The sequence below is a fragment of the Holophagales bacterium genome, from assembly GCA_016719485.1.
Classification (GTDB): Bacteria; Acidobacteriota; Thermoanaerobaculia; order UBA5066; family UBA5066; genus UBA5066.
The window spans coordinates 397,550-409,679 of record JADJZB010000002.1 but is presented as its reverse complement, the minus strand read 5'-3'; the positions used below and the strand labels follow the sequence as shown (position 1 = coordinate 409,679).

Annotated in this window: 9 protein-coding genes; 2 read left to right on the top strand and 7 right to left on the bottom strand. The window is 68.8% G+C overall.

What is annotated here, in order from left to right:
- Window positions 1-28 precede the first annotated feature (28 nt).
- From IPN03_01865 to IPN03_01845, 5 genes are all read right to left on the bottom strand, one after another.
- Complete coding sequence (locus IPN03_01865; GenBank protein ID MBK9372502.1) at window positions 29-1,093, bottom strand: response regulator; 1,065 nt, start codon at window positions 1,091-1,093, stop codon at window positions 29-31.
- A gap of 15 nt (window positions 1,094-1,108) precedes the next feature.
- The gene (locus IPN03_01860) at window positions 1,109-4,078 is read right to left on the bottom strand and encodes a PAS domain S-box protein (protein ID MBK9372501.1); all 2,970 of its coding nucleotides are present in this window, start codon (window positions 4,076-4,078) and stop codon (window positions 1,109-1,111) included.
- Between the two features lie 672 nt (window positions 4,079-4,750).
- Window positions 4,751-4,921 (bottom strand): hypothetical protein, encoded by a 171-nt coding sequence (locus IPN03_01855; GenBank protein MBK9372500.1) that lies wholly within the window; start codon window positions 4,919-4,921, stop codon window positions 4,751-4,753.
- Window positions 4,922-5,174: 253 nt separating this feature from the next.
- The gene (locus IPN03_01850) at window positions 5,175-6,857 is read right to left on the bottom strand and encodes a DUF748 domain-containing protein (GenBank protein ID MBK9372499.1); all 1,683 of its coding nucleotides are present in this window, start codon (window positions 6,855-6,857) and stop codon (window positions 5,175-5,177) included.
- A gap of 17 nt (window positions 6,858-6,874) precedes the next feature.
- On the bottom strand, window positions 6,875-7,699 hold the full coding sequence (locus IPN03_01845; protein ID MBK9372498.1) for an alpha/beta hydrolase: 825 nt from the start codon (window positions 7,697-7,699) through the stop codon (window positions 6,875-6,877).
- A gap of 132 nt (window positions 7,700-7,831) precedes the next feature.
- On the opposite strand from IPN03_01845, the gene IPN03_01840 reads away from it, so the two are divergent.
- Entirely contained in the window at window positions 7,832-9,427 is a 1,596-nt protein-coding gene (locus IPN03_01840; GenBank protein ID MBK9372497.1) for a hypothetical protein, read from the top strand.
- 233 nt (window positions 9,428-9,660) lie between these two features.
- A complete protein-coding gene (locus IPN03_01835) occupies window positions 9,661-11,274 on the top strand; it encodes a response regulator (GenBank protein ID MBK9372496.1) in 1,614 nt (537 codons plus the stop codon).
- 25 nt (window positions 11,275-11,299) lie between these two features.
- On the opposite strand, the gene IPN03_01830 is transcribed toward IPN03_01835, so the two are convergent.
- Both IPN03_01830 and IPN03_01825 read right to left on the bottom strand, forming a co-directional pair.
- The gene (locus tag IPN03_01830; GenBank protein ID MBK9372495.1) at window positions 11,300-11,731 is read right to left on the bottom strand and encodes a ferritin-like domain-containing protein; all 432 of its coding nucleotides are present in this window, start codon (window positions 11,729-11,731) and stop codon (window positions 11,300-11,302) included.
- Between the two features lie 57 nt (window positions 11,732-11,788).
- A complete protein-coding gene (locus IPN03_01825) occupies window positions 11,789-12,061 on the bottom strand; it encodes a GlsB/YeaQ/YmgE family stress response membrane protein (protein ID MBK9372494.1) in 273 nt (90 codons plus the stop codon).
- Between the last annotated feature and the right edge of the window lie 69 nt (window positions 12,062-12,130).

Genomic DNA, 12,130 nt, shown 5'->3' with positions numbered 1-12,130 from the left:
CGCAAACAGCGTGCCGAGCCGGACGCTGCTAGGCCGCGTAGGTCTCGAAGATCTCGCGGAACGCCGGGAGGTCTCGCTGGAACGCGGCGAGAAGGGCCGGGTCGAAGTGCTCCGGCTGGGTCCGGCCGTCGCCGCGCGTCATGATTCCGACGGTCCTGGAATGGTCGAAGGAGGGCTTGTAGGGCCGGGCGCTCCGGAGGGCGTCGTAGACGTCGCAGACGTTCATGATCCGCGCGGCCATCGAGATGGCCTCGCCCCTCTTGCCGTTGGGGTAGCCCCCGCCGTCCCAGCGCTCGTGGTGATCGAGCGCGATCTCGGCGCCCATCTGGAGATACGGGGACTTGCTGCAGCCGAGGATCCTCGCTCCCATCGTCGTATGCCCCTTCATCACGACCCACTCCTCCGCCGTCAGCGGCCCCGGCTTCAGGAGGATGTGGTCGGGTATCCCGATCTTGCCGATGTCGTGCATGGGGCTCGCGACATAGATCCTGTCGGCGAACTCGCCGTTCAGGCCGAGCGCGCCGGCGAGCTCGCGGCTGTAGTAGCTGATGCGTCGCACGTGGGCGCCGGTGTTCTCGTCCTTGTGCTCCGCCGCGCGCGTCATCGTGAGGATGAGCTCCAGGTAGCTCTGGGTGACCTCGGCCGTCCTGTCCCGGACGCGCTGTTCCAGGAGGTCGTTGCTCGCGTGCAGCCTCTGGTGCAGGAGGCGCACCTCCAGCATGTTCCTCACGCGCGCGAGCACCTCGGGCAGCTCGAACGGCTTGCTGATGAAGTCCTTCGCGCCCGCCTGCAGCGCGCGGAGCTTGTGGCCCGGCTGCGCCGTGACGACGAGCACCGGAAGGTAGCCGTCCGGCTCGAGCTCCCTGAGCCCCTCCATGACCTGGAATCCGTCCATGAGGGGCATCTGCAGGTCGAGCAGGATCAGGTCGTAATGGTTCTTCAGGTGAAGGGCGCACACCTCGGCGGGGTCGGTCGTGGACGCGATCGAGGAATAGCCGGCGCCACCCAGCATCCGTTCGAGCAGGAGGACGTTGACGGCCTGATCGTCCACGATCAGGAGCTTGCCGCCGAGAACGTCCGAGTCATTCACCACGCACCCTGCAGAGTCCTACGGCCCTTCCGCAGAGCGCGCCGCGACGAGGTCCAGCGCCAGGTCGAGCGTCGCCAGGAACTCGCGGACCCTGATGGGCTTGGTCATGTAACGGAAGAACCCGGCGCTCTCGCCCTGCCGGACGGCGCTGGGCATCGCACCCGCACTGAGGGCGATGACGGGGATACAGGCCGTGCCAGGGTTGGAGCGAAGGAGGTCCAGGGCCTCGAAACCGTTGATGCCGGGCAGGTTGATGTCCATCAGGATCACGTCCGGGCGGGACGAGAGCGCCGTCGCGACGCCGCTCAACCCGTCCACGGCGGTCAGCAGACGGATGTCGGGACGGCGCGCGATGATCTGCTGAACCAGCTTCAGGTTGGCGGGGTTGTCTTCGACGTAGAGCAGGGTGTGCAGCCGGAAGGTGCCGGAGTCCGTCCGCTTCTCAGGCGGCGCGGCGTCCGCCGCCGCCGCGTGAAAGTGCGGCGCGGGGGCGGACTCCAGCTCGAACCAGAAGACGCTTCCCACGCCGACCTCGCTCTCCACGCCGATGGTGCCTCCCATCAGCTCGACGAGCCGCTTGGCGACGACGAGACCGATGCCCGTGCCCTCCTCGGCGCCTCCTTCCTGGCCGAGCCGCTGGAATGCCTGGAAGAGCTGCGGCAGCTGCTCCGGGGTCAGTCCCTTGCCACTGTCCCCGATGCTCACGCGAATGGGGCCCGGGGCCGATCCGGCGACGGTCACGGCGACCGTGCCCTCCCGGACGTTGTACTTGATCGCGTTGGAGAGGAGGTTGATGAGGACCTGCTTCACGCGGGTCCGGTCGGCGGAGACGAAGACCTGCGCGTCGAGCCGGGGAAACGTCATCCGGACGTGCCGCTGCTGCGCCTGCGGCTCGAGCATGCCCTCGCACTCGAGCAACACCTCCGCGAGGGACACCGGCTCGCGCGACAACGGCACCCGGCCGGATTCGACCTTCGCGAGGTCCAGGATCTCGTCGATGAGCGTCAGCAGGTGCCAACCCGCCTGGAGGATCTGGGCGATGCTTTCCGTCTGGGCGGGGGAGGGCGGCTGCGAATCGGATTCCATCAGCTGCGCGAAACCGAGGATCGCGTTGAGCGGGCTGCGCAGCTCGTGGCTCATGCTGGAGAGGAACTCGGACTTCGCGAGGTTGGCCCGTTCCGCCACGGCCCGGGCGCTCTCCAGCTCGACGTTCTTGTCCTGCAGCGCCTGGTCCAGGCGCTTGCGCTCGGTCACGTCGCGGGCAGCGGCGAAGACGCCCTGCAGCCTCCTGTCCCGATCGTAGAAGGTGGTCGCGTTGAACGACACGACCGTATCCCTTCCGTCCCTCGAGCGCGCGGTGAGCTCGTAGTTCGTGACCTTCTTCTCGCTCAGCACGAGCTTGATGCTCGCTTCGGCCCGGGCCGGGTCGGTGAAGTAACGCTTGAACGGGGCGCCGATCAGCTCCTCGCGCGTGCAACCGCTGAGCGCCTCCATCTGATTGTTGACGTCGGTGATGATGCCGCCGGGATCGGTCGTCATGAGCGCGTCGATGTTGGCCTCGAACAGCGAGCGCGTGTAGAACTGGTGGTCGCGCAGGCGCTGACCGAGCCTTTCCTGCTCCGCCTCCACCTGCTTGCGCGCGGTGTTGTCGGTGCCGATCAGCAGGTAGCCGATGACGGCGTCCTGGGCGTCGCGGAGCGCGGTGACGGACACGACGGCCGGCAGGCGACTGCCGTCCTTGCGGAGGTAGGTCAGCTCGTAGATGTCCTCGATGCCGCGGGACGCCTTGAAGACCAGGGCGTCGAATCCCGGCTGGATCGGCGTCTCGAGCTCCTTGCTGAGGGACTCGGCGCGGGCGATCAACTCCAGCGGATCGGAGATGTCGGCCGGGGTGATCTTGTTCAGGACGTCGGCAGCCGCATAGCCGAGCATGCGTTCGGCGCCGACGTTGAAGATCTGGATGACGCCCTTCTCGTCGGTGGCGATGCTGGAGAAGTTCGCGCTGTTGAAGATGGCGTTCTGCAGCGCGCCCGCCTTGAGCAGGGCGTCCTCCGCCTGCCTGCGACGGCTGAGGTCACGCAGGATGCCCGCGAAACACCGTTTCCCGCGCAGCGACATCTCGCGGACGGTGATGTCCACGGGGAAGAGGCTGCCGTCCTTTCGGTGACCCACGACCTCCCGCCCGAGACCGCTGGCGTACGCCTCGTCGATCGCGCTGAGGCGCTCCCGGGGACGGCCGTCGTGGTCGCGGCTCAGCTCGGTGATCAGCAGGCTGAGGTGGCGTCCGAGGAGCTCGTCGGCGGCGTAGCCGAACATGCGCTCGACCGCGGGGTTGACGGTCTCGACGACGCCGCCGTCGGCCGAGAGGGTGATGATGCCGTCCGCGACGGTATCCAGGATCGTCTGGAGCACACCGGCGCTGTCCCGAAGGGCGCTCTGCGCCGCCGCTTCCTCGGTGACGTCGCGGAACACCAGCACGGCGCCGACCACCTGACCGGCAGGGTCGCGAATCGGTGCGCAGCTGTCCGCGATCGGACGCTCGCTCCCGTCTCGCCCGATCAGGACCGTGTGCTTCGCCAGGCGCTGGTGCGTGCCATGCGCGAGGGATTCCTCGAGGGGGAACGGGGAGGGTTGACGGGTGTCGCGGTCGACGATGCGGAAGACCTCGGCCGCCGGCCGCGCGGCGGCCTCGGCCTGCGTCCAGCCGGTGAGCTTTTCGGCAAGCGGATTCAGGAGCGTCACCCGACCCTCGGCATCGGTGGCGATGACGGCGTCGCCGATGGAGTGGAGCGTGACGGCAAGCCTCGCCTCGCTGATCTGCAGGGCGTGGTTGGTGTTGCGCAGGGCCCTGTTCGTCTCCTCCTGGAGTTCGGGCAGGTTCCGTGTCTCGAGAGAGCCGGTGCTCTCCGGGCGGTGCAGGGCGCTCCTGGGGAGGAGGTGCACGAACGCGAGGGTCGACAGCACCGTGCCCAGGGAGGCGGCGGCCATCAGGGCGATCAGCGTGCGTACGTGAGCCCGATAGTCCGCTCCCTGCTGCGCCGCCGCGGCGTCCTGCATCCCCTTGTGCGTCCGGAACGCAGGCGCCATGACCAGCGCCGCGATGAGGGCGGCTCCGGCCAACGAAGCCCGGGTACCGGGAGACGCTTTCATGGTCGTCTCCTTCGGGTGCCGTCGGGCGTCCTGGCCGGACTCTCGGTCTTCATGGCGCGCCTTCTCGTACCGGTTCGACCGGCTCGGGGCGGGGGCCCCTTTCGATCCACCCTCCCGCCGCGATGCAGCGCGGGATGGACGAACGTAAGGACGCAAGTGACGCGCCAGAGTTGCGGAGCGGTGCCGGGGCGGTGCGCACGGACTTTCAGAGATGAAGGACCCGGCACGGAGGGTTTGGAGGAACGGGGCTCCGGGTGCGTTTGAAAGGATTACCAGGGGGAGTCCCCCAGGGACGGTCCGAGCGGTTGGGATCCCGCTCGCGCAAAGAAGGCCCGGTAAGAACCAGCGGAGAACGCCGTGAACCCGACTGAATCGATGACAGCGTTCGAGGAGAAGAGAAGCTCCTGAACAGAAAGTCCCTCGAAGGTTGAAGCCTGGTGGTGGTGGCTTCCGGCGCGGCTTTCGGGATCTACCGCGTCGCCTCCCGGAAGTCCCCGCCCGGGTTCCGGCTCACGACCGTGAGCGTTGGCACCCAGTCTCGGGCCAGATCGCGGCGCTGCTCTTCATGGTGATGGGCGTCCTCGCGCCGAAGGGCCAGACCGCGAGCGGCAGCGACTCGGACGACGTGATCCTCGTGCCGTACACGACCGCGGCCACCCGCCTCACCCTGAGGCCGCGCATTCCGCAGATCCTGGCGAGCACCGCCTCCGAGGGAGACCTCCCGGCCGCGCAGGAGGAGATCCGCGTCCTCCTCCGCGAGGCCCATCAGATCGGCGGCGGCGCTGAACCCGATCGAGGCTCTCCGGTACGAGTGAGACGGTCCGGGCCGTCCTCCCTCCGGCACGAGGGAGGGAGCGTCAGCCCTGACGGGCCCGGAACGCGGCATAGGCCAGCAGCACGGCGAAGACGACGAGGACGATCCGGGCCATTCCCATCATCCGGGAACGGGCGACGGCGTCCCGGCGGCGGGAACGGGCGCGCCGGGAGCGGAACGTTTCTCATCCTTCTTCCCCTTGGCCGGCAGGCGCTCCAGCTCGCGGTCGAAACCGGGCAGGATCGACTGGAAGAAGGCGTTCCCGACGAGGCGAACCGCAATCTGCCAGCCGCTCGTGTCCGGCTCGTCGAGGCGCCCGGAGACGGTCGCCACCGTCGCCACCTGCTTCCTCTCGCTGTTCCTCAGGAGCCCGGCGACGCCGCCGACCAGCATCTCGTAGCCCTTGCGGAAGACCGACTTGTCCCGGTCCTGCCTCCGGTCGTAGACGTCCATTCCCTTGAACAGCGGCTTGACGTAGCCCTCGATGTTGCCGTCCCGGGCCTTCAGCTCGGAGTAGAACGAGAATCTGCCGGCGACCACGTCGAACTTCCCGTAGGACCGGAGCAGGTCGTTCATGAGCGTCATGTCGGTGCTTTCGATCCTCAGGTTCGCGTCGAAATCGGGGTTCTCGGAGCCCTCCCGAAAGGACCCGGTGAGCTTGGTCTCTCCGCTTCCGAGGAACCGCCCCCTGAGGTCGTAGTACGCCCGAGCCCCCGACGCGTGGTTTCCGAGGTCCGAGATCGAGCCGTCGAGCCGGGAGAAGTACGCGCGGTACCCCGGGTCCGTCGCGCGATTCACGAAGCCGAGCTCGCTCGACGAGATCAGGATCTTGTCCATCCGGATGGCCCACTCCGGCTCCGGCGGCGGCGGCCCCTTCGCTTTCGCCGCCGCCGTCGCGGGCGGAGGCGTCGCCGCGGCGCTCGGCTCGGCGGACCCGGCCTTCGCCTGCACGTAGTCCAGCGTCACGCCCGACAGCGAGAGCTTCGAGAGCCGGAGATTCCGCACCGCCGGGGAGGTTTCCAGGTCCCCTGCTGCGGCGAGGATTCCGCCCGCGAGAACGAAAGACGTGTGCGATCGGACCGGCAGGGAAAGCGCGTCGAGAGGAACCGCGTCGAGGCGAAAGAGGGCGCGAAAGCCCGGGTAGGGCTCGGCCAGAAAGTTGGCGTGACCGTCGAGAGTGCCGCGGCCCGACCCGAAGAGCGTGGCCTCGGCGTGAATGGGCGACGGGTAGACGTCGGGCTTCGACTTCACGTTCCGGATGTCGTTTGCCCGTATCCGAAGGGAGGTCAGGCGAATGGGACGAGCCGCGTCGGCGTCGACGTAGGTGACCGTGCCGTCCTCGACCCGGAAGAGATCGATCTTCAGGAGGGTGACCTCCTGGAGCGCCTCCTGCCAGCCCCGTTCGTTCACGGGGACCCCGTCCTTCACCTCTTCTCGCAGCTGGACGAGGTCCATGTCGACGCGGGGCCGTACCAGGAGGACGTCCGCTACGAGACGGGCCGAAAGCAGCGCGCGCCAGTGAATGCTCGTCGTCAGGCGCTCGATGTGGAGAACCGGGGGCTCGGGGTGCGCCTTCTGCCTCACCGTGAGGCCCTCGAGCGCGATCGAGAACGAGAAGACGTGCACGCGCAGCTTCGGAAGGCGGACGTCGTAGCCCGGGAGCCTGTCGTTCATCCGGCGCTCGATACTGCGGCGGAGGGGTTCGTCCACGAAGAACGACGCTGCGAGGACGAGCAGCACCAGGGGGAGCGCGACCTTGAGAGACCGTTGCGCGAGACGAAGGGGCGCCGGGAGCTTCGTCATTCCGGATCGTCGCTCGTTCACGACCTCAGGAACGCGAGCAGATCGGCGTTCAGCTGGTCCCTGTGGGTGTAGGCGAGGCCGTGCGGCGCACCCGGGTAGACCTTCAGGGTCGCCTTCGGGACGAGCTTCGACGAAAGGAGGGCGGAAGCGCCGATCGGCACGATCTGGTCGTCGTCGCCATGAATGACCAGCGTCGGCACGTCGAACTTTTCCAGATCCCGGGTGAAATCGGTCTCGGAGAAAGCTTCGATGCACTCGAAGGTGTTCCGGTGGCCGGCCTGCATCCCCTGGAGCCAGAACGCGTCGATCATCCCCCGCGAGACCTTCGCGCCCGGCCTGTTGGCCCCGAAGAACGGGCCGCTCGCGAGGTCCCTGTAGAACTGCGAGCGGTCGGCGAGGCAGCCGAGGCGGATCTTGTCGAACGCCTCGCGCGAGAGGCCCCCGGGATTGGCGTCGGTCTTCAGCATCAGCGGCGGGACGGCGGCGACCAGGGCGGCCCTGGCGACGCGTTTCGTGCCGTGGCGGCCGATGTAGCGGGCCACCTCGCCGCCGCCGGCGGAGAAGCCGATCAGGGTGGCGCCTTCGAGGTCGAGCGTCTCGATGAGCTCCGACAGGTCGTCGGCGTAGGTGTCCATGTCGTTGCCGTTCCACGGCTGGCTCGAACGGCCGTGACCCCTGCGGTCGTGGGCGATGCAGCGGTAGCCGTTGGAGGCCAGGAAGAGCATCTGGGCTTCCCAGCTGTCCGAGCTGAGGGGCCAGCCGTGGCTGAACACCAGGGGCGCGCCCGTGCCCCAGTCCTTGTAATGGATCTGCGTGCCGTCTCTCGTCGACAGTGAACCCATGGCATGTCTCCTTGATTCATCGGAAGGGGGGACGCGACCGGTTGGTATATTTCGACCGGAGGTCATGGCCTGTCGCCTAGCACGTCCCGTACCACGGCCCAGGACGGGCCGGTCTGGATCAGTCCCGGGTTCGTGACCGCCTGCAGGGGCCTTCTGCGGCGCGCTGCCCTGTGCCTCGTCTTCGTTCTCTTCGGGCCCGGCGCCCGGGGCGCGATGGTGGAGGACGTGGCTCCCGGCACCACCATCGTGGCGGTGCAGATCGACAGGCACGACGTCTTCGACCTGGACGACCCGTCCACCTCGTCGTGGCCGTATCGCTGGGCCAACGCCCTGCACATCCTCACCCGCGAGGATTTCATCCGCCGCCTGCTGCTCTTCAAGGTCGGCGACGTCCTCGATCCGGCCCGGCTGGAGGAGACCGAGATCATCCTGCGAGGCACCGGGTTCCTGAACCCGGTGAGGATCTCGGCGCGGCCGGTTGCCGGCGGGGCAGAAGTGATCGTCGATACGCACGACCAGTGGACGCTGGCCGTGAACCTCAGCTTCGGCGTGGAGGGGGACCGCCAGTCCGCCACCTTCGGGGTCTCGGACGACAACGTGATCGGATTCGGGAAGAGCCTCTTCTTCGAAGTCACGGACGACCCCGAACGGACCTCCACGACGTTCCGCTACAAGGACATCACGTTCCTCGGCACGCGCTGGCAGCTGGAGCTGGACCACCGGGCGTCCACCGACGGGTCGGCGGATCACTTCCGGTTCGAGTACCCGTTCTTCTCCCAGTCCACTCCGCGCGCCGGTGGCGTCGAGTGGAGACGGGAAGAATCCAGGGAATACCTCTGGTCGGACGGCGATCGGCGGGTCGAGGGTGATGCGAACACGACGTCCTGGGAGGTCTACGGAGGTCTTCGCCTGCCGGGTGGCGGCGTGCGCGTCAACCGTCTTCTGGTGGGAGCCTTCAGCGAGAGCGCTTCCTTCCGGGACTGGCGGAGCCTGTACGGCCCGGCCTACCCGCAGCCAGAGGACCGCGACCTGGTCGGTCCCGAGCTGGGCTGGGAACGCACGACCTTCCGATGGAAGGTCGTGAGCGGCTTCCGCGCCTGGTTCAGGCAGGAAGACCTCGCGCTCGGGCCCAACTGGAAGGTCGTGACGGGGATCTCGCTGCCTCTCTTCGGTGGCGACGAGGCACGCCTTCGCTACGAGGCCGCGTTCGACGCGAGCCAGCTCTCGGGGCGGGTCTACACCTGGCAGCGCGTCGGTCTCTCGGGACGGGTCGAGAGCCGCAGCCTGGCCAATGCGATCAGCCACCTCGAGGTGGGGGGCGCCGTCACCGGTACGGCGGGCCTGAGAGGCCGGGTCGCTGCCGACCTCGGCTACGCCCTCGACGGCGAGAGGCAGCTCACGCTCGGGGCCGACACCGGGCTGCGCGGGTACGACCCGAACACGTTCGACGGCACCTCGCGCGTCGTGGCGAACGTCGAGTGGCGCCGGCGCCTCACCGGCGAGGTGCTGTCCCTGGCGGCGCTGGGGTTCGCGGTCTTCGCCGATTGCGGCAAGACCTGGGGAGAGCGCGTCGGGCCCTCCACGGAAGGGTGGCGGAGCGACGTCGGGGCGGGCCTCCTGGTGGAGCTCACCCGTACGTCGGGCGTGCGCGTCGTCCGCTTCGAGGTGGCCTTTCCCGATCGTGGAGGCGGGCCCGTCTACCTGATCACGACCGAGTCGCTGTTCTGAACGAGGCCTCCCGGCGCGTCTTCCCGGCAGGCAGAGGGCAGACTCAGTCCTCACATGATCGGCGGCAGTATTGAGGCAGACGACGGGGCAGGCCAGGAGCAGGCCGACCAGAGACGCGCGCGGGAGCGACAGCGCTCTTTGACTCCTCTCTGCGCAGGGCTGAGACTTCCAGCGTGACGGCGCACCATTCGCTTGCAGGAGAGCCCAGGCCTCTCCGGGCCCTTCTCGTCGCAATGGACGAAGGAATCGTCATGCGGCTGCGCGACCTGGTCGCTCGGATGCCGGTTCCGATAGAGGTGGACTGGGCGAACTCGTTCGACGCCGGTTTCAGCCGGATGACCTCGACCCGGTACGACGTCCACCTCGTGGGCGAGGATCTGGGAAAGCGGTCCGGCATCGACCTGATGCGTGGCTACAACGAAGCCGGGGGCGTGGCGCCCGTCCTCCTCGTGGGAACCTCCGACGACAGGGCCCTGGACCTGCGGGGGATGGAGAACGGAGCCGCGGGTTTCCTCGCCGTCGGCCCGATGGACCCCGACCTCCTCGAGCGTTCGATCCGTTACGCCGTCGAGGCCCGTCGCCAGGAGGTCGTGCTGCGGCACGCCCGCGAGGAGCTCCAGGAGAGCGTCGACGAGCGCACGACGAGCCTCGAGACGATGAACGCCGCGCTCGCCGCCGAGGTGGCAGAACGGCGGAAGGCCGAGCAGAAGCTCCGGGAGGTCGACCGCAGGAAGAACGAATTCCTGGCGACGCTCGCCCACGAGCTGCGCAATCCCCTCGCGCCGATCGGGCACGCGACGGAGATCCTGTCCCGCGTGGGAAACGGGGACGAGGACCAGGCGCGCGCCGCCGAGGCCCGGCACGTGATCGAGCGACAGGTCTCGCACATGGTCCGTCTCATCGACGACCTCCTCGACATATCGAGGATCTCGCACGGGAAGGTCGGCATGAGGCCGGAGCGCGTCGCCATCAGCGACGTCGTGAAGAGCGCGCTGGAGTCCACGCGCCCGGTCCTGACCAGCCGGCGGCACGCGCTCGACGTGGCGCTGCCCCAGGTGCCGGTATACCTGCAGGGCGACCCCATACGACTCACGCAGATCCTCACCAACCTCCTGTCGAACGCGGCCTGGTACACCGAGCCCGGTGGCAGAGTCCGCGTGGAGGCGGCCCGCGAGGGAGAGACCGTTGCCGTGCGCGTGATCGACTCCGGCATCGGCATCGAGGCGAACGCGCTGGGGCACGTCTTCACGCTCTTCGGCCAGGGCGCGCAGGTCACCGCCGTCGAGCACGGCGGGCTCGGAATCGGCCTGGCGCTCGCGAAGCAGCTCGCGGAGCTCCACGGGGGCTCGCTCACCGCGGCCAGCGACGGTCCGGGCAAGGGAAGCACGTTCACGCTGCGCATCCCCCTGGAGGGAAGCGCCGCGACGCATCACGAGGATCCGCCGCCGGCGCCCCTGGCAACCGTCACGCCGCGACGTATCCTGGTGGTGGACGACAACGTCGACGCCGCGAGGACTCTCGCCGAGATCCTGGAGCTGGACGGGCACGAGGCCCACGTCGCGCACGACGGTCCCTCGGCGGTCGAGAGCGCCCGTCGGCTTCGACCCGACGTCGCGATCCTCGACATCGGGCTTCCAGGCTTCAGCGGACTCGAGGTGGCGCGGCGCCTTCGGGCCGATCCGTCCCTCGCGGGCCTGTTCCTCGTGGCTCTCTCCGGCTGGGTCCAGCCGGAGGACCTCGTCCAATCGCGCGACGCCGGGTTCGACCACCACCTGGCCAAGCCGGTCGGCGCGACGACGCTCGAGCGGCTGCTCGCGCTCGCGGACGGGCTGCGGCCGGAGGCCTGACCGCGGGACGGGAGCGCGCTGCCCGTCAGGCCGCGCAGACGTCGAGCAGGAGTCGCGAGAGGGTCGCGACGTGGAGCCGCTGTCGCGGGATGAGCTCCTTCAAGACCAGCTCGCGGACGTCGCCCTCGAGGGCGGGCAGCGCGGCGTTGTAGTCGGCGAGGCCGCACTCCTCGGCGTCGAGCAGCTGCTGGACGGAGAGCTCGTCCTGGAGAAGGGTGAAGGAGCTCCAGGCCGCGCCCGACGCGAGGTCCGGTACGCCCCCGAGCCTGCGAATGCAGACCTGCAGCGCCGCGACGTTTCGCCGGTGGCCGTCGGCCAGGTCGCGAAGCCTGCCGGAGTCGTCCCCGAGCCGACCGCCCACCGAACGAAGCGCGTGCTGGTAGGCGAGGACCGCAGCCAGCTCCACGCGGAGGAGGGCATTCAGGTGGTCGGTCGGCTTCGGGAGCTGCCCGTTCATGTCATCTCCCTGGGCGATCCCGCACGGCGCGCGCCGGCGCCGGATCGTCGTGCCGGTTCACCGCCGGCGGCTGAAGAGGTGGACGAGGGCGACGAACAGGGCGGACCCGACGATCGACCAGAGGATCGGAAAGGCCTGGCCTGCGGCCCGGAGGACGAACGGCTCGGGGAGCTTCATCTCTCGCGCGATCCAGGAGCCGAGCAGCGCGCCGATGAACCCGAGGACGATGGAGACGAGGAGCCCGCCCCGGCTCCCGCCACCGATGGCGCTGCCGATGGCCCCGCAGACCGCGGCGATGAGAAGGAGGAGGAGAAGACCCGGTATGGAGATCATCGATCTGACTTCCTTTCGAGGAAGCGATCGCATGCACCGTGCCACCCGGGGCCCGGGCCCTGGCGA

Bases quoted from the DNA above. Each gene is read 5' to 3' on its own strand.
- IPN03_01860 (MBK9372501.1), bottom strand. From the start codon at position 4,078: ATGGCCGCCGCCTCCCTGGGCACGGTGCTGTCGACCCTCGCGTTCGTG.
- IPN03_01855 (MBK9372500.1), bottom strand. From the start codon at position 4,921: ATGCGCGGCCTCAGGGTGAGGCGGGTGGCCGCGGTCGTGTACGGCACG.
- IPN03_01845 (MBK9372498.1), bottom strand. From the start codon at position 7,699: ATGGGTTCACTGTCGACGAGAGACGGCACGCAGATCCATTACAAGGAC.
- IPN03_01835 (MBK9372496.1), top strand. From the start codon at position 9,661: ATGGACGAAGGAATCGTCATGCGGCTGCGCGACCTGGTCGCTCGGATG.
- IPN03_01850 (MBK9372499.1), bottom strand. From the start codon at position 6,857: ATGACGAAGCTCCCGGCGCCCCTTCGTCTCGCGCAACGGTCTCTCAAG.
- IPN03_01830 (MBK9372495.1), bottom strand. From the start codon at position 11,731: ATGAACGGGCAGCTCCCGAAGCCGACCGACCACCTGAATGCCCTCCTC.